Source organism: Idiomarina sp. UBA3162 (genome assembly GCF_002364475.1).
Taxonomy (GTDB): domain Bacteria; phylum Pseudomonadota; class Gammaproteobacteria; order Enterobacterales; family Alteromonadaceae; genus Idiomarina.
In genome coordinates, this window is record NZ_DEYI01000040.1 from 1 (window position 1) to 18789 (window position 18789).

At 49.3% G+C, this 18789-nt stretch carries 16 protein-coding genes; 13 read left to right on the top strand and 3 right to left on the bottom strand.

What is annotated here, in order from left to right; translation table 11 throughout:
• Nucleotides 1-115: 115 nt before the first annotated feature.
• Nucleotides 116-2194, top strand: coding sequence for a putative bifunctional diguanylate cyclase/phosphodiesterase (locus B2X00_RS04320; protein ID WP_290486267.1), 2079 nt, complete (start codon nt 116-118; stop codon nt 2192-2194).
• 1 nt (nt 2195) lies between these two features.
• Nucleotides 2196-3386, top strand: coding sequence for an MFS transporter (locus B2X00_RS04325; RefSeq protein ID WP_290486268.1), 1191 nt, complete (start codon nt 2196-2198; stop codon nt 3384-3386).
• Nucleotides 3387-3405: 19 nt separating this feature from the next.
• Here the strand turns inward: B2X00_RS04325 and B2X00_RS04330 are convergent, their stop codons facing one another.
• Together B2X00_RS04330 and B2X00_RS04335 are read right to left on the bottom strand one after the other, a co-directional pair.
• Complete coding sequence (locus B2X00_RS04330; protein WP_290486269.1) at nt 3406-5835, bottom strand: FtsX-like permease family protein; 2430 nt, start codon at nt 5833-5835, stop codon at nt 3406-3408.
• Between the two features lie 70 nt (nt 5836-5905).
• Nucleotides 5906-7153 (bottom strand): HlyD family secretion protein, encoded by a 1248-nt coding sequence (locus tag B2X00_RS04335; RefSeq protein ID WP_290486270.1) that lies wholly within the window; start codon nt 7151-7153, stop codon nt 5906-5908.
• A gap of 100 nt (nt 7154-7253) precedes the next feature.
• Here B2X00_RS04335 and B2X00_RS04340 point away from each other — a divergent pair, with 100 nt between their 5' ends.
• From B2X00_RS04340 to B2X00_RS04385, 10 genes are all read left to right on the top strand, one after another.
• Nucleotides 7254-8519: a hypothetical protein gene (locus B2X00_RS04340; protein ID WP_290486271.1), complete on the top strand. Its 1266-nt coding sequence runs from the start codon at nt 7254-7256 to the stop codon at nt 8517-8519.
• A gap of 168 nt (nt 8520-8687) precedes the next feature.
• On the top strand, nt 8688-9389 hold the full coding sequence (locus B2X00_RS04345; RefSeq protein WP_290486272.1) for a hypothetical protein: 702 nt from the start codon (nt 8688-8690) through the stop codon (nt 9387-9389).
• Between the two features lie 2 nt (nt 9390-9391).
• Nucleotides 9392-10330 (top strand): hypothetical protein, encoded by a 939-nt coding sequence (locus B2X00_RS04350; RefSeq protein WP_290486273.1) that lies wholly within the window; start codon nt 9392-9394, stop codon nt 10328-10330.
• Nucleotides 10331-10338: 8 nt separating this feature from the next.
• Complete coding sequence (locus B2X00_RS04355; RefSeq protein WP_290486274.1) at nt 10339-11469, top strand: hypothetical protein; 1131 nt, start codon at nt 10339-10341, stop codon at nt 11467-11469.
• Nucleotides 11466-12860 carry a hypothetical protein gene (locus B2X00_RS04360; protein ID WP_290486275.1) on the top strand — a complete coding sequence of 465 codons (1395 nt, stop codon included), beginning with the start codon at nt 11466-11468 and terminating at the stop codon, nt 12858-12860. Before B2X00_RS04355 ends, B2X00_RS04360 begins: the two co-directional genes overlap by 4 nt.
• A 21-nt stretch (nt 12861-12881) precedes the next feature.
• Nucleotides 12882-14168 (top strand): hypothetical protein, encoded by a 1287-nt coding sequence (locus B2X00_RS04365; protein WP_290486276.1) that lies wholly within the window; start codon nt 12882-12884, stop codon nt 14166-14168.
• Nucleotides 14168-14914, top strand: coding sequence for a hypothetical protein (locus tag B2X00_RS04370; RefSeq protein WP_290486277.1), 747 nt, complete (start codon nt 14168-14170; stop codon nt 14912-14914). Before B2X00_RS04365 ends, B2X00_RS04370 begins: the two co-directional genes overlap by 1 nt.
• On the top strand, nt 14871-16013 hold the full coding sequence (locus B2X00_RS04375; protein WP_290486278.1) for a transglycosylase SLT domain-containing protein: 1143 nt from the start codon (nt 14871-14873) through the stop codon (nt 16011-16013). Before B2X00_RS04370 ends, B2X00_RS04375 begins: the two co-directional genes overlap by 44 nt.
• On the top strand, nt 16013-16624 hold the full coding sequence (locus tag B2X00_RS04380) for a hypothetical protein (protein ID WP_290486279.1): 612 nt from the start codon (nt 16013-16015) through the stop codon (nt 16622-16624). The genes B2X00_RS04375 and B2X00_RS04380 overlap by 1 nt, the downstream gene beginning before the upstream one ends.
• 237 nt (nt 16625-16861) lie before the next feature.
• Nucleotides 16862-17506 carry an epoxyqueuosine reductase QueH gene (locus tag B2X00_RS04385; RefSeq protein WP_006955007.1) on the top strand — a complete coding sequence of 215 codons (645 nt, stop codon included), beginning with the start codon at nt 16862-16864 and terminating at the stop codon, nt 17504-17506.
• A gap of 78 nt (nt 17507-17584) precedes the next feature.
• Here B2X00_RS04385 and dps read toward each other — a convergent pair whose 3' ends face one another.
• Nucleotides 17585-18106, bottom strand: coding sequence for a DNA starvation/stationary phase protection protein Dps (gene dps, locus B2X00_RS04390; RefSeq protein ID WP_290486280.1), 522 nt, complete (start codon nt 18104-18106; stop codon nt 17585-17587).
• 144 nt (nt 18107-18250) lie between these two features.
• Between dps and B2X00_RS04395 the strand changes: the two genes are divergently transcribed.
• A complete protein-coding gene (locus B2X00_RS04395; RefSeq protein WP_290486281.1) occupies nt 18251-18649 on the top strand; it encodes a hypothetical protein in 399 nt (132 codons plus the stop codon).
• The last annotated feature ends 140 nt before the right edge of the window (nt 18650-18789 follow it).

An 18789-nucleotide genomic window follows, 5' to 3' on the forward strand; every position in this document is an offset into this window, starting at 1 on the left:
CCCCACGCGACGTAGCGTGCGCATTTTGCGCACGATCAGATCCTATTAACAATTGTATAGTCATATCAACTGAAATCGATTAGCATTTAGCTTTGACGTAAATTTAAATGTGACTATGCAAATAAAACGGACGATTTCAGCTTCGGTCATTATCAACGTCGCGGTGGCAACGTTATTTGGCGCAATAGCAACGCTGATACAGCCACAATTTCTGCCACCGAGCCAACTCCCATTACTGTCCGCCACATGTGTTATTGCCGGCTTCCTTGTCAGTGCGATCTACTTTGGTTACGTGCTACAAAAGTATTGGATAACTCGCACAGCCGGCTTTGTGCTCTTCGGCTTTGGGATCATTCTATTATTCTCAGAATCCATCACACTCGCTCTATCGAACGGTATGCCGCCCCTCACCATGCGGCTATTCATTTTGATGGCGGGAGCGACATTTTGCGTATTCAAAATTGCAGGGCTATACCGGGTACTGGGCTTAGCCACCAGTCTCTTTGGTCTCGTGGTCGGCTTATTCGACCTCTATTGCTTGTTCACCATGAACGCCAGCTTAGCGAGCCAATCCAATGTATTTGAAATCGCTCTGTGTGCTTTTGTAATCACCGTCGTATCCGCAACCCTATTAGCCATGGAATGGTCTGACGAATACAACTACACGATGCTCTCACCCACCAGTTGGTTGACGCTATCACTCACGCAGTTTTTCCTAGCCTGCTTATGGACCTATGTATCAACGCGGCAAATTAACAAAATTCTTGAGATGGGCGACTTTGTTACCATGAGCGACCCGATCCTCATTGCAGCGCAAACCAGTCTCATGGTGTACTTCGCAGGGTTTGTATTCGCAGTAGTACTGACCTTCGCTTTCTTTACCAATACTCGCTTACGTGCAGAAAAAGACAAACTCAGCTATATCGCACAACACGACGGTACCACTGACTTGTATAGGCGCTCGTACCTTGAATGTTACATCCAAAATCACCTAAACAATCACGGTCACTCTGGTTGGGTTATTTTTATCGACCTTGATGGCTTTAAGCCGATTAACGATAGTTTAGGTCAAAGCACGGGGAACCTCGTACTCAAAACCATTGCACGTCGATTACTCGATAACAAGCCCGAGTTTGTCAAAGTGGCGCGTTTTAGTAGTGACGAATTCATTGTGTTTATAAAGACAGTAAAAGACTTTGATATCGAAGACTATTGCCGCCAGATACTGGCAACGGTCCGTGAAAAGATCGGTGTCGACGAGTTCTCACTGCATGTGACAGCCAGTTTAGGCGTTTATCGCATCGAAAATCGTCAAACCAATGCAGAGGACGCCATCCAACGAGCCGACGTCGCGATGAGCTTTGCCAAGCAGCTCGGTGGTAATCATTATGTGCTGTATCAAGAAGCGATGGCGCGACACTATCAAGAGGCACTGTGCCTTCGCAATCGTCTACAAATTGCGCTCGACAATAATCAACTCGATGTTCACTATCAGCCGATCGTTGATGCTAAGACGGGTGCGATAAAAGGTGTTGAGGCCCTCGCTCGCTGGCCACAGTCGGACGGTAGCTTTATTTCACCCGGCCAGTTTATTCCAGTGGCCGAACAAACCGGCCAAATCACTCAACTCAGTCAGTTTGTTATGACAAAAGCGATTCGTGATATGGCACCGTTATGCAAAAAATATAAAATTAACTTGTCGCTCAACCTCTCGGTACAGCAGTTTCATCAAACCGATATCGCACAAGACCTTATCCAGCTTTGCCAAACGTATCAATTTGCTCCCGCTGACTTATGTGCAGAACTCACCGAGAGTGTCGTCGCAAAAGATATTAAGTTGGTAAAACAAAAACTCACCACGTTGAAAGAAGCCGGCATCCAGGTCGCTATTGATGATTTTGGTACAGGCTATAGTAGCTTGTCTTACTTAAGCGATTTGCCTATCGATATTCTAAAAATCGATAAGTCCTTCACCGATCAAGTTTCGCAGAACAATACCGAGTACCCCTTGGTTGATTCAATTATCTTTATGGCGCAACAGCTTGATAAAACTATTGTGGTCGAAGGTATCGAAGACGAAACCCAACACCACTACTTCAGCTCGCGCGGTTGTCATTACTTGCAGGGCTTCAAGTTTTATAAACCCATGCCGTTGGTCGATTTGACGCACGCGCTTGGCGAACGGAGATCATGACTTGAAAGTCCTGATTATCGCTATCGCACAATTACTGGGGACTTCGCTGTGGTTTAGCGCCAACAGCGCCGCACCTGATTTAATGAGTGCCTGGCAGTTAACGCCGAGTGATATTGGTTGGCTGACCAATGCGGTTCAATTCGGGTTTATTGTCGGCACTCTCATGCTCGCATTTTCAGGTCTCGCTGATCGTTTTCATGCCAGTCACATCTTTGTCGTCGGCGCACTCGCAGGTGCCAGTTTTAATGTACTGTTCGCGTGGGCAAGCGATGGACTTGCTATTGCAATTATATTCCGGTTTTTCGTGGGATTATCGCTCGCTTGTATTTACCCCATGGGAATGAAGCTGATCGTAGGCTGGGCGCCAGAGCGCACCGGCGCCGCCCTTGCTTTATTGGTCGCGATGCTGACGCTAGGTACGGCGTTACCGCATGGGTTAAAAGCGCTGGGTGCAAGTTTTAACTGGCAATGGATAGTCAGTACCTCATCTTTACTTGCTGTAGTCGCGGCACTACTCATTGCACTTTTAGGCGATGGCCCGCACGCTTTCTCAGGTAAGCCTTTGAGTAACAAGCGGCTTGCCATACTTGGCATTTTTAGACTGCCTCGGTTTAGGGCCGCGGCGCTCGGCTACTTTGGGCACATGTGGGAGTTATATGCGTTTTGGACGATAATTCCTTTGTTAGTGAGTGAAACGCTGTTAGGAGCGCAATCAATCTCGGCAACCATTTCATCTATCAGTTTTTTTATCATCGCTGCCGGTGCGGTCGGCTGTATAATCGGCGGTTGGGCATCCAATAAAGTAGGTAGTCAGGCCGTGGCGCTTACTACGTTGGGTATATCAGGATTATCGATTGTTACGTTTGTAGTGTTTGCCGAACAGCTAGGTTCATACGCATTGTCGGCGTTACTGCTCATCTGGGGTGCCAGCGTTATTGCCGATTCGCCACAATTTTCGGCATTATCCGCAAAAAGCTGCCCAGCAGATCAAGTGGGCGGTGCACTGGCTATTCAAAATGCCATCGGCTTTTCCGTGACCATTGTATCAATTGCCTTGATTACTCGACTATTTGAAAGCATACAGCTCGACGCGGTCTGGCTTCTCCTGCCGGGTCCGCTTCTTGGTATAATCGGCTATCTCTGGAGCTTACGCCACGGTAACGTGCGCCTTGGGCGCACGCGACACACCTGATGTCGCGCCAAGGCGCGGTCTATGCCATAGCGCGGGAAATAGGACGGGACAGCTGTCGATAAAGGGCTGGAACGCAGCTCAACAAAAGCAATATCGAAAAGCCTAAAAGACTCCAACCCAGCGATTGAGCGGTCACCAAAGGGGCATAAAATTCGTCAGCGAACCAACCGTTTAAACTCATCAACGCCGCACCGCCGAGCAGCAGTCCCAATAGAACTCTAGGCAGCAGCGATTCGGCAATGCTGACAAGTACATCATTTATCTGCGCGCCGACCGCTTGCATAATCGCATAGCGACGGCCGCGCTCAATCAAATAAGCCATCAAATGCTGATACACCCCTGTTGCTGCTAAGCCACAGACTAGCACGGTCAACACAAGCACTAGCTTAGCCAGTTTAAACCACTGTTCATCTTGCATTTGCAATAACTCACCTACAGAAGCTTGTTGACTCACCTTAAAGACGCCCTCACTGGCGTCTGACTTGCCATCCAACCAAGCCCGTAACAGCGCAACATTATCACCACGCGCAATAAAACTAAGCTGATAAGGGGCAATAACGCTACTCACCGCCAAGTTGTAGACCACGGGTGAGGCTCTCTGATTCAAGCTTTCGTGGGGTAAATCTTCGATAACGCCCCGAATAATAATGGGTGCTCCTTCAGACAACCGAAAACTATGGGCGTTTTTAATATAAATACGCTGGCCAACGGCTTCGTTGGGGTTGTCGAACCCCAAAGCCAGCGCTGCCGATCGATTAATGACCACTCGGTTACCTTGCTCAGGATCCCGGTAGCCTGTTAAAACGTTCGCGCCTAGCAGCGACAAATAGCTTTTAGATACCGCCATGATTTGCATAGTGCTCGCACTCGGAGAGTTGGGGTTTTCTAAGTCAACTTTAATAGCACTCAAATCGGACTCAACCACCGACTTCATTGAAAATGCCGTTTCAAAATCTAAACTCGCTGTATCTTTAAGCCACTCATCAAGCACAATAACCTGAGACGACTCTGTCACCGCCTTAGCATAAGTAATTTGCTGTACTTCGCTATCCATTGGCACCGATGATAAACGCGCATCTTGAGTCAACCACAACGCGACCGTTGCTGTAATCGCAATGAACGAGAATCCGACCTGAACAACCATATTGCCGTTATCAAGCAGCTGCTGAAAGCGGCTCTTGCCGTGACCTCTGGCGCGCGAGAATGCCGCCTTTTTATTCATAATCGCAAACGGCACACTACCCAACAACGTGACAACCAATATAATCAATACTGCACTGAGTGCTGCCGCAGCTATACTCATGGTCGCTGATACCTCGCCTACCAACGCCATTTGATCAGCTAACCACGCAATTAACCAGTGACTGCCAGCCACGCCCAATACAGCGGCGACACTGCCTAAAATAGAGTTCTCGACCAATATCAGTTTGAATAAATCCTGATGGTTTGCGCCAACCGCCTGACGCGTCTGAAACTCACTCAGGCGTTGCAAATAAAGCGAGAAATTAGAGGTGATCAGGTTAAACAGAGTAAGGACAAAAAATGCGACGGCCAAACCGAATAGCATCCACCATTGTCGTTGTACCTCATTGCGTTGATGAGGAAAAAACTGCACTCCTGCAACTACTTTAGGAAGCCAACTGCCCGAACTTGAGTGCGAAACAAACGAGTATTTGTCACTTTGTTCATCAGTTTCTGGACGAACAGGCTTCACTTGGTCAATCGTGTAACCAGGTTTCACTTCCGCGATGCCGAACGAGCTATTTGCAGTTTTTATCAGTTCTTTCGTAAAAAATGCCCGCTGTTCATCACTTACCCGGTCGTCGTTACCAAATTTAACGACGAAAGTTTGCTTAATTTGAGGAATAAGCATGATCGCATCGAATTGACGTCCAGAGAACAACGAGAAGTCCTTAGGCAAAACACCCACCACGGGATAACTTACACCCGTATCGGGAAAACTCATCACCAGATCATCAATCGCTCGAGATGAATTCTCGTCAGCCCAAAACTCATGTGAAATAATCATTTCCGAGCCTTGAAGCTTGGTAAAGGACGTTGGTAAATGGTCGGCAAAGGTGTCGATGAAATTACGCGAGACAAATAATAACCGAGGTGAGTCAAAGCGTTCACCCTCCGGGCTCACCATTACATGGTGAACACCGGTAGAAATGTGCATCAATTTCTCAATTGCCGGTGAGTGCTCAAATAACGCGAGCTGTTCAGACGTCATCGGTTTAAACGTTTGCGTCTGAGTTTCTAAACCGAGGGTTACTAAATTCGGCTCATCGGGCATCCATGGCTCACGGTCAGCGAATAAAGTGGGTGCGGTCGCAGTCAAACCGATGAGAAAAGCGCAGCATAAGCTAAACCCGGTTATTAACACCGCACTTTGCATCAGGTGCAAACGCCATTGCCTTAGCGTGTATTTTATCAGAAATGGGGTCATAGGTATTCGATTCCGCAGGAGCGTGCGCCTTAGGCGCACGCGACACACCTGATGTCGTGCCCAAAGCGAGCTACAGTTGAATTATCGACGCGCGCTCCCAGTTGGCTGGATCGCTGAGCACAAATTCGGTACCCACAGCGACGCTGTCGGCGAGTTGAATATAGTCTTTGGAAGCCTCTAAAACGGGCACCTCAACCACACTGTATTGGTCTCCCTGTTGGTGCTGATAAAGCATCAACGGATCTCCTTCCCGGTAGTGCGCAGGGCGAGGAAGCACATGGGCGTTATCACGTCGAACAATAGCAATATCGCCACGCACATCAATATTGCTACGCGCTACTTTGGGAAGCTCATTTTGTAACGCAACATCCACTTGAACCTGATTTTGGCTCGCATTGGGCGCCACACGCATGACCTCACCAGTGACTCGGTGTCCACGCACACTCAGCGTCACCGGCATACCCAACTGCACGCTCGATGCATCTGCAGCGTTTACATTAAGTTCCGCAAATAAACTATCGTTACTCGAAACAATCCCCAGCGAGGTTCCTTGGGCAATCCACTGACCCAAAGCAAGACTACTCTCCTGACTTTCCAATACGCCTTGCATACCCGCACGCACGTTGAGTGCATCTTGCTTTTCACGACTAATCTCTAATAAATAACGTGCTTGTTGGACTTGTAACTCGCCAGACGAGAGTTTCGCTGCCAAGGCAGTCTCTGCGCTCTCAACTCGTTTAGTGGCTAATTCCAGTTTTATTTCGAGTTGCCGTAACTGCATTTGCGCCTTACGCAAATCTAACTTAGATACGATGGCGTTTCGGGCAAGCTCTTCTTGTGCTTCGAGCTCCGCGCGCTTAGTCGAGATCTCAGCCTCAAGTAGACGCCGCTCATTATCTAAAGATAAACGCTGGTCTAATAAATCCGAACGCAACGCGGCAAGTTCTGCTTCAGCCTTTTGTAAATCAAGCTGTGCTTTTTGCACCGCACTATCCACCTCTGGGTTTGACAATACCAGTACAATAGAATCAGCATTCACCTGTTCTCCAGGACGCTTGCGAATCTCCATCACAGTACCCGCCGAGCGACCAATCAATGTGCGTTGCTGTTGCGGTCGCAGTTCACCATAGGCTGAAATGACTTTACTAAAAGGTTGCGTCTTAACCTTTGCAACAGTTACATCGGAAGATTGCTGGCGACTTGGCATCAACATGTCCGACATCGCAATCGCCGTAGCAGCGAGCACGCCAAATAACACGACTATTATTAATAGCCAACGATGTTTAACCCACAACGATTGATCTTGAGGTATATCCACTATCTATCCAGCTTGTTGTTTTATTGTTATTCTACATTTTAATCTTTAATTAACAAGACACGGTATACCGATTTTGTTGGTCAGTTCATTGGAGAATAAAGTGAAGAAGCATTTTTATGTTGTACTCTTTGCCCTGCTACTTGGGACGCTCTCAAGCGCTAGCGCTCAGCCAGCAAATCGTTATGTACAATATGACAGCAAGATAACGTTTAAGCCGGATGAAGCAGGCATCAGTGCCGATGTAACTTTAATCATCCCGACTTCACTGCTCCAAAACCAGCAACTGACGCTGCTACTCAGCCAGCAACAATCGATATCTCATATATCGGGCACTCAGTTGAAGTCATATGCGATTGAGACATCAACTCGTGTCCCGCCATGGAATCTCATTACACTCAACTTCAAATACACCCAACAACCTTCCTATAGCGTAAATTTAAAGTACGCCGGCTTCATCGATGAAACTGCAGGCCATGGTAACTACATCAACAAGCAAGGCGCTCACCTCAGTATCGATTCCGCATGGCATCCTTTTGTCGCTGACTTCGCGACCAAAATGACGGGAAAAGTTCAACTTACAGTGCCTACAGACTGGGCGCTTTTTAGCCCAGGTCACCAGCAAAGGCTTACAGCGGATAGCCGCTTAGTCATTAACGATATGCCCGCAATCGACGTCGTATTATTTGCTCAACGAGCGCCCCAAATAAAAACCGTTAACAACGTAGAAGTGATTTATCAGGACATCACATCAACCAAAGCACAACGCTTAGCCGATGATGGTAGTCAGTGCCTGACTGCGCTTAACGCGAATATGAGTTCGGATAATCAACTTGCTCGAGCACACCTGATCGTTTTAGAGCGCAACGGTCCGAGTTTTGCTCGGGGTCATTATATTTCAATGAGCAAAGCGAGCCTCTCAACCCGCCAGGCTGACTATCAGTATGTTTGTCATGAGTTAGCACATCATTGGACACCCTTTGCCAATGCGATGTCTCACGACTATTGGATGATGGAATCCTTTGCTGAGTACATCTCGGCACAACAACTCAAACGCCGCTTTGGCGAGCACGCCTATCAACAGGTCGCTGAGCGCTGGCAACAACTTGCAAAAGGTGTTGGTTTTGTATGGCGTGCCAATACCCCCGAGCGTGCATCACATCGGGTTAATTATGGCTTAGGTCCGCTGCGCCTGACACAATTAGCAAACCGGATAGGCAATAAAAAATTTGCTCAGTTACTCGCGTGGTATACTGCCAATGACGTAACCGAAACCGAGCAGCTCCTCAATAAAATAGGTGAGATCACGTCTGCTACCACACAAGCCTGGTTCACAAAGCAATTAGGTCAAAGGGAAAGAAAAAAATGAAAACCAAGTTCTGCACGACTCCCTGCCACAAAATATTCCCCCCACCACTACAAAAATCAAAAAAAACTATTGAACAATCTTAACGGAATATTTACATTAGCAAAAACTCAAATAACAACTTGTTAATAAATACCTATAGCTCGTTTCAATAACCCCGAGGGATGAACAATGAACAAATGGATCTTGGCGCCTACGCTCGCCGCAATTCTTGCTACTTCTGGTTGTATGTCTAACGGTTCTGGTAACGAACAAGCCGCAACTATGAACCGAGTTGATGCCATTGCTGCTTTATCTACAAACATTGAAGAAGTTGGCTTTAATCGTGTCGAAATCAGCCCAGGCGTCGATGAGGTGTTAAATATTTGCGCGTCAATTTTAGAGCGTCAATACAGCGTCATGGATGAATACCGTACGCAAGCGGAAAATCATGCCGATGTGCAAGCTTTCCTTTTTGCTCATCAAGGTAAAACACCAGAACAGTTGCAAGCCGCCATCCTCGAATTCGATGCCGGAGCGACCACCGAAGACGAAAAAATCGGTCCCAAAATCACCGCCTATCAAGCAGCGATTGATGAAGTTTCCGAACAAAATACGCAGCTCGGTATTGAGCTCGCCGCGCAGCTTATTAAGTTAGGTTATCTGACAACCCAATACAGCGGAGAAATTGCCAAAGCTACAGCCGCTAATTGGTTGGGCGGTATGATGATGGCCGATGAGGAGCGCACTGCAGACAACGATGTTGCACTTGCATTGCTACGCGCCAAAGATCAGCTCAGTCTCGCATCCGATGCCAATGAATTGATTTCTCTTGAACAAGAGACCATCGAAGCCATCGATGGTTTGCAAGCAGAACTCGAAGCAAAAGGCTAGGCGTGCGTTTCTCTGCGCCAGCGCTAGCGGTCGTTTCACTGCTAGCGCTCAATCCGTCGGTTCACGCGCAAGAGCAACCGCAATGGGTCAATGAACTGCCCCACTCTGATAATCAAAATTATCGCGCGGTCGCAACAGCCGAGACACAAGCACAAGCGATGCAAGCCGCTTTAGCGGCTATTGCAGAGCAAGTCGCGATGTCCATTCGTAGTGAATCGCTGAGTCGCTACGAGAAACAGTCAACCGGACAGTCCACACAAACCCAAACCCGTTTTACACTTAACGTGGCCGGACAGTCGGTTCCTTTACAGTTTAACGATATCAGTCCCGAGCAAAGCTATCGCCATGCCGATGGCTCAATCAGCGTAAAAGTGGCTGTGAGCAAACAGGCCGTTAGTAAGTTCTTACAAAACCAAATTGCGCAATATCGTTCGTTGCGTTTTCCTTCAGACGCCAATGCATCGCAGCAATTGCTTTGGAGTCTACGGTATAAAGAACCATTAAAAACGGCTAATGCATACGCGCTCGCACTTGAACAGATTGATCCGACACAATCGAATAACCCCTTCAAGAATCAGTTGAGCTTGTTGACTCAAGCGGAACAATCTCTCGGACTCCGTATTGTTGCCAGTCGCAACTTAAACGCGTTGGTTGGCGTCATTCAACGGCACACACCGACGCATAGTGAGCCTAACCTATGGTTGCAACTGGAACAAAAGTCGCAACAACGCGCTCAGGGCAGCCTTTATTTGCACCGCCAGCAACTCATCGCATCGGTGACCGAGCCGAGTTCTCCGTTTCGGCAATTGCACCAGCAAGTGATCGAAGTGATTGGCAAAGGCCCAACGCCAGATGCGGCGGCCGCGGATGCAAAGAACCAACTTAAATCAAAAGTCGAACAGCCTGTTTCAAATTGGCTGTTTGACGCTAGCTCAGAATAGGAATAACCATGAAGAACACCTTTAAAATCGCTTTATCACTGGCTGCCGCCGCCGTACTATCGGCCTGCCAAACCACTCAACCGGCGCAGCAGACACAGTCAGGTCAAGTGAGCAATCGCGCCTCTAACGCAGTCATAGCTAAGAGTGCCTATCGCTTTGAAGATAAAGACATCAAAGTCCCTGCTTACTTTGATACGCAGGGGCTGGCAAACTGCAGCTTCGATCGAAACAATGAAAACGATAGTTGCCCACTTAAAAAGCCTATCGTGCGTATGTACTTTAGCGGTACCGACGTCGGTGGTGAGGGTCAAGGCGTCGACGCGCTGCGCCAGTACGACGATAGCCAGTTACTGAAAATGCTGGAAAACCAATTTGCGGGGATTAACCGCTTCCGCATCGTTACCCGCGATGACAGTGTCATCGCAGAAGAAAAGCAGCTACAACTCGAGCAACAAGGCGCCAGCACTGTGGCAAGGACCGCTGCCAATCGTCGTATCTTACAACCCGATTATGTCGTTAAGCTCGATACACTGCGTACCGTTAAAAACGAAGGCAGTATCACAGGCTGGATGGACTACACCTTAGAGCTGACTGCCGCGACCATCGACCCCTATACCCGTGAGATGTTGTCATACCCTAACCTCGGCAAAATCCGAGTCAAATCCGAAGATGTGCGTGATCGCAGCGAGCTGAAATACGTCATGGCCAACAACCGTTATGTGAGTGGTTACCGCTACTTTGATAGTGCCCATGTCAACGCCGTGATCAACGATATGGCATCGCGTGGTATTGATATCTTACTTACACGCATGCTGTCGGAAATGCCCGCGACTGCACAGGTGTTAGGCATTAAAGGTAACCAAATCAGCCTTGACCGCGGTCAGAACGCGGGCGTTTTACCGAATGAAACCATGATTATTTTCCAATACAGCGCAGGTTTTGTCGAACCTATCGGAGTGGCGAATGTGAACCCATCGCGCAATAGCGCCATGGGTGAAATGACGCTGTGGAAAGATTCATCATTAGCGGACACTATCTCAGCACAGGCGCAAGCAGGCATATACCGTCCAACCAATAGCGCTAAGATTTTTGCTGTATCGGTCGGTACCCCCGCTAATTTCTTGGAGAACCGTACATGATAAAAGCGTTTGGAGTTAAACCTGCGCTGCTCTCTGTCATGCTGGGGCTAACTTCGACGAGCGCCCTAGCACAAGATCTAAACATCTTATTAAGCGGTGAGATTCAAGCAGATCGCTGCGCTTATGGGCGCGGCGCCAGCGCTATCGAACAAGCAAAAACTGAAGCACTAGCAGACATCGCACGGGCACTGCAATCGGGCAAAGTACTGAGTATCGCCGATACCTATGAGGAAATGGACACCGCCAGCACCACGTGGTTACAACAACTCAGTGATATGGCGCAAACGGGCTACGACCTGCGCGGCCTAAAAACCAACACATCAAAGCCCCGCCTGGAAGGTACAGATACGTGTGTAACGGTCAGTGTCGTTAAACAAACACTCGGCACAGCAACGACTGACGAAGGTAGCTGGGATGATGCGCAAACCATCGTATCGGTCACGGTCGTTGGTGAAGGTTGGCCTGATAGCCAACAAGGCATGAGTGCGCGCGAAGCGGCCGAGCTCGATGCCTTGCGTCGTGCTATTTCTCAAGTCGTCGGCGTATGGCTTACCGAGCAACGCACGCAATACTCCAATACCGTGAGTCATACCAATGACACCAGCGACAACTTTGCGATGAACGACTTTGTGGCTCGCCAGTTGCAAACCAAATCCTCAGGCGTGGTTAAGCAATGGCAATTAATAGACTCAAAAGCTATTGCCGATGAGGGGGTACAGGTCACACTGCGTGCCGATGTTGAAAAGCAAAAGCTTGAAATCGCTACGTCACACATCATGCAACAAATTGGCTCGCCACGTGTCGCCGTCAATGCACCGGCCCCACTTGATAGTGAGTTAAAACGTTGGCTCTCAAGTCAAGGCGTTGAACTCAGCGAAAATGCCAACCTTATCCTTAATGCTAAACCTCGCATGATAGAACGCGACGGTACGGCGCGCCTCTATTTGCATGTTGAAGTCACGGATCAGGCAGGCAACATCTACGGCGAATGGCAAAACGATCCCACACTGATCGCATTGCCCAACGCCCAAGACGCTCTATACGACTTAATTGACGTGCACCTGTCACTGGATGCTCAACAAAAAGCGTTACGCCAACAGCTAGGCGATGCGTTCATGCGTGTCGTACAAGAAGGTGGGCTCGTACATGATGTGTATATCAACAGCCGCTATCTCGCTAAACCCGAACGCCTGTCAGGCGTCATTTCTACGCTAGGTGGCGCACAAGATGTCAGCATATCTAACGACGGCAAATTTTATAAAGCCCAACTGCGCTTTAGTGGCAAAACCGGCGACCTGGTTGCTGCGCTACAACAATCTTTGCAGCCTATTACAGCCGCTGAATTACCGAAGGCGGTTATCGCCAATGAATTTACCATTCGATTTAACTAGTAAGACCATAAAGGACAGAATATGAAACGCACCTTACTTGGCCTAGCAATTATTGCAGGCATCAGCGGCGCCGCCCAAGCACAAGATTTTGATTTAACCGATATGACCCCTGCTCGCCCTGGGCAAGAAGTAGAGAGTACATCCACAGTCACTGAGGGCAATATCGTCGTCGGTAATAATGAAAAGGAAGCAGTCGCTGTTGCGCACCAACAACTGGTTGATAACAGCGAAGACGGCATTCGCTTAATTCAAGTCGGCAGTGGCACAGGCATTTTGTCGATAGGTAGCGCGTTCTACCAAACTTACGACAACATGAACGCCACCTTGCTATCGAAGCGCGCGGCATACAACCAAGCTGCACTCATCGCCAAACGTCAGTTGGTTTCAAACGGCAAAGGTGTTGATGTGACCTGTAACAACCTCGCTGAACTGACGATCGATACCATCGATACGGGCACCGATTCAGTGGCTAACGAAACCTCAGGTATGAAAGAGCGCTGCATTGAATCAGTCAACGGTTCGCTCGCCGGCTATGTAACCTACGACGTTTACGACGACGTGGATAGTAATCAAGTACGGATTAGCCTAATCTCAACACCTAAAACGCGCTCTCAAGTGCGTGAAAATGCCGGCGCAGCGATTGTTACCAGCGATCCTAACGCGCTTTTCAAACAAATCGTTACTGATATTAACACCGGTGTATTACCACCGATGGGCGCTAAGATCCTCACTCATGCCGATACAGGCGAAGTCATTCTAATGGGGTATGGCTCAGCGATTGTCCGTGATAACGATAATCCTCGTGTCGCAAAACGTCTGAAAGATGTCGCTAAACGTCAGTCAGAAACACGTGCGCGAGCAGCATTATTGGGCACCATGAAAGGTGAGGAAGTATATTGGCAAGGCGGCTTTAACGAAGAACAGTTAGAGAGCACCCAACAGTTTGAGTACACCGATCCCAATCTACAAGATCCAACAAGAGTGAAAAAGTTAGATAATGATCGCACTCAGTTCATGAATCAACTTAAAGCAAGTGATGAGTATCAAGCAATCGCAAGCGGAACATTACCTGCTGGTGTACAAACCCGTAACTTTGTTAGCGCGGATGGTCATTGGCAATATACCGTAGCCGTTCACTCGCCCACGTTCGAAGCTATCGCGAAAGAGGCGCAACGTGAAATGCAGGGTCGCGGTAGCGCTCAAAAAGACAGTTCGGGTCGCGCAATTAACATCTACGGCGGTGACAATGACAAAGCAGCCAACCCACAGGGCGCGTCAGGCAAGGTATCTGAGGACGATAACTTATAATGGCGAGTTGCTTCGTTAAAACTACACTGTTTGCGTTCTGCGGATGGGTTGCCTTGGGCAGCTCATCCGTGACTGCGAATGAGCTCACTTTGCTGAACCGTTATCAGCAGCAAACGACTGAACAAGGTGTCGCTGTTAGGGCGGAGTCTGACCTACCGGCACAAGTCGATCAGAAAGCGTGTCGTTTACTGTTGAGCAAACCGCAACGGTTGGCATTAAGAACAGAACTGAGCGATACACTCGGATTTGAGATTACCGACAGCGTCAGCTTTTTTGCGGGTCGCATCGATAACGAAAAGCTCTGGACGGCAGACGGCTGGCAGCACTGCAGTGGCGAAGTCGTCATCGAAAATAAGTCACTTAATCTTGCAGCGCTAGCTGTACGCGCAGCTTGGCAAATGCGCGGCGAGCTAGAGCAAGCACAATTAAAACAACTGCTGCAAGTGAGTTTAAGTGAGCCCTATAGTAGTGCCGACGCGGTGACCCTTATCGCGCACCTCGCGCCTGAGCCACGTCAATTTGCCTATTTACAACAAAACTTACAGGCTGACCAACTCACGCTTGATGTCGCCAAGCAATCCGCCGCACAACTGTATTTTAAGCAACAAGATTACGCACAAACCATAGCTATCACATCCACATGTAAAAGTATCGACTGTCAGCGTTTGCGCTTACAAGCCGAGCAACAGAAGGAAAAGCAAGATGCCGAAAAGGCCTTTGACTTGGACAGCTACTTTAATCCTTAGTAGTTTTGCATTTTCCGCATTGGCACAAGATGCAAACACTGAAGACGAAGCATTCGCGCAGTTCGCTGCACAACAGCGAGCCGAATTTGAGCAGTTTGAGCGTGAGCATTGGCAGGCGTTTGAACAGTTTGCCAAACAATGGCGCGAAGCGGAGTCTGCTTACAAAAAACAATTGGCACAGGTGTGGGAAGAACCACAGCTCACCGACAAAAAACGCTTTATTCAATACAGTGAGGATGCCTCAGAGCGCACCGTCGTTGACTATGAGCGCAACACCGTCACCGTAGAAGTGCAAGGTCGTTTGACTAAGGCACAGCTTAAGCAAAGACTACAACAGCGACTTAACCAACTCAGCACGACCACTGTAACTAACGCATTAAAATCAGATCCTGTTATCAAGCAGTTACCGCAGGCGGTGCAACAAACAATAGAAGTTGAGGACAATACGCCCATTCTAGACGCTCAGCCAAGCGTTGATAGCACCGCCGAAACCACTCAAGAAGCGACAGCCAAGACCAGTAAAATAACTGTTAAGTTACCGCCTAACAGTCAACAGGCACGTATCAAGCGCGTGTTACCAACGGTTGAGGTTTACGCACAAAAACATGGCTTATCACCCGCTTTGATACTGGCGATCATCCACACAGAGTCCAGTTTTAACCCAATGGCACGATCGCATATTCCGGCCTTTGGCTTGATGCAAATTGTGCCAACGTCCGCGGGCAAAGATATCAGTGATTTTTTATACGGTGAGCAACAGCTATTTAGCCCCGCCTACTTGTTCGACCCCGCTAATAATATTCAGGCGGGTAGTGTCTACTATTACCTGCTTAATCGCCGCTATTTTAAAACGGTTCGCAACAATGAAGTACGTGAGCTTTTATCAATTGCAGCTTACAACACCGGGCCAGGTAACGTAGCCCGTACCTTTGGCAACGACTACTCGCTAGCCCAAGCCAGTGCAGCAGCAAATAAAATGAGCCGCGAGCAGGCTTACCAACATTTAATGACTTATTTACCCGCACAAGAAACGAAAAACTACCTGCGCAAAATTACGCAGCGCCAAACTAATTACCAACAAATGATGGAAGCGTTCTAATGAAAAAAACTTTACTCGTACTTAGCTTATCAGCGCTATTGACCGCCTGCTCGTCACAGCCGCAACAGCCCACTGCACAGCAAATGCAACAACAAGCACAGCAGCAAACGAATAGCGATATGCAAAAAGTAACTGGCAACCCAAACGATACCGCGCCCAGCTGGGTATTTAATCCGAAATCAGACAAGGGCTTGGCGGCTTCATCGTGCGTCGATTGGTCAGGTAATATGGCGGTCGATAAACCGCAAGCGATTGCAGCAGCACGCGCCGACCTGACGCAACAGATCCAAGTTAAAGCAAGCGTGTTGGATAAACTCTACAACCGCAAAGTACAGGCCGAGGGCGGCAGCTCGGTAGGCGCTACGTTTGAGCAAGTGTCTAAGCAGGTGGCGAGCGAAACATTAGTGGGCAGTACGCCAGAAGAGATGGCAATGGCACGGATTGATGGCAAAAAATATCTATGTGCTTTGGTTGTTTTGGACGAAACCCGCGACACCTTTGATGCGATTATTGACGCCTCAAAACGCACCATCGATCCGCAATCAAAAGAAGCACTCTACGAAGAGTTCCGCGCCCAAAAAGCCATGAAAGAACTCGAGGCCGAACTGTAGGTCGCGCCTTTGGCGCGACAGCCCATACATCTCATCAACGCCCGACGTAAGTCGCGCCTTTGGCGCGACAACCATGCATCTCGTCAACGCCCGACGTAAGTCGCGCCTTTGGCGCGACAACCATGCATCTCATCAACGCCCGACGTAAGTCGCGCCTTTGGCGCGACAGCCATGCTTTCTTTTTTCCCAAAAAAATGCACAATACTGGGCATCTGCTCAAAACAACGGATGCCCACCATGGCCAAGCAACAAAGTATCGTGCTCGAAGCGCCCACCGAATCCAATAAAGTACTACTGCACTCTTGCTGCGCCCCGTGCGCTGGAGACGTCATGCAGCGCATGGTTGATGCCGGCATCGACATCACGATCTTCTTTTACAACCCGAATATTCATCCCGAAAAAGAATATTTGATTCGTAAAGAAGAAAACATCCGCTTCGCCGAAAAATTGGGCATCCCGTTTATCGACGCCGACTATGATAGCCAAAACTGGTTCGAGCGTGTGCGTGGATTGGAGTGGGAACCCGAGCGTGGAGAGCGTTGCACTGTCTGCTTTGATATGCGGTTTGAACGCACCGCCCTGTATGCTCATGAGCATGGTTTTGACGTGATCACCAGTTGCTTAGGTATCTCACGTTGGAAAAATATGCAGCAAATTAATGATTGCGGCGAACGCGCGGCAGCCCGCTATGATGATGTTACCTACTGGACTTTCAATTGGCGCAAGCAAGGTGGCTCGAGTCGGATGGTAGAGCTGGCAAAGCGCGAACGCTTTTACCAGCAAGAGTACTGCGGCTGCATTTATTCACTTCGCGATACTAACCGCTGGCGAGTAAAAAACGACCGCAAACGCATCGAAATCGGCGTTCAATATTACGGGTAGGTCGCGCCGCCCGTCGACGTACGTCGAGCCTTTGGCGCGACACGCGGATTGCCCCGTGCGCAAAATGCGCACGCTACCTTACCGCTTCAACTCGCCCGAAGACGATTCAATGTGAGCGCGAACAAACCACTGGAACTGTTCTAAATCACCCAACTGACCTGTCAGCATATCTTCCGATACCGGATCAACCTCGCTCAACTCATCGATGGCTTTCCGATGGTCACCGTTGACGCCAATGTAGACTTTATCAAGCTCAGATAAATGCTCAGCAACTAAGCCCTTACCGATCGAATAATCTTTCCATGAGCGCTTTCTCACAACCGCTTCTGGCGTTCCTTCTGGCACACCGCCTAAGGTCGCGATTCGCTCTGCAATGGTGTCTGTCATTTCACGTACCGCATCAACCTGCGGATCAAGCATCTCATGCACACCGATGAAATTTGGACCCACCACGTTCCAATGAACATGCTTTAAAGTAAGCTGAAGGTCGATAAGCGCAACTAAGCGGTCATCGAGCAGAGCGATGGCCTTTTGAGCAGCATCCTCTTTCAAACCCGGAGCAGTAAATCCAGCGACTTTTGCATTCTCAGTATTGCTCATTATTCCTCCTTCCTTTAAATTCCATTCACCTATACCTACGGCATCATCTGCTCATTGGATCGGTCGCGTAACGTGCGCCTTTGGCGCACGGGTGATATCAACCACCGACGTAACGTGCGCCTCTGGCGCACGGGGCGATATCTGATGTCGCGCACAATGCGCGACCTACGTATGACGGCCGTACCGACCACCCGCGTAACGTGCGCCTTGGGCGCACGCGCGGTATCTGATGTCGCGCACAATGCGCGACCTACGTATGACGGCCGTACCGACCACCGGCGTAACGTGCGCCTTTGGCGCACGGGGCGATATCTGATGTCGCGCACAATGCGCGACGTACGAGATGGCGGCGGTATCAACCACCGGCGTAACGTGCGCATTTTGCGCACGGGGCGATATTTGATGTCGCGCACAATGCGCGACCTACGTATGACGGCCGTACCGACCACCAGCGTAACGTGCGCCTTTGGCGCACGGGCGATATCTGATGTCGCGCACAATGCGCGACGTACGGGATGGCGGCGGCATCAACCACCAGCGTAACGTGCGCCTTTGGCGCACGGGCGGTATTTGATGTCGCGCACAATGCGCGACGTACGGGATGGCGGCGGTATCGAGCACCGGCGTAGCGTGCGCCTTTGGCGCACGGGGCAAACGCAATGTCGCGCACAATGCGCGACGTA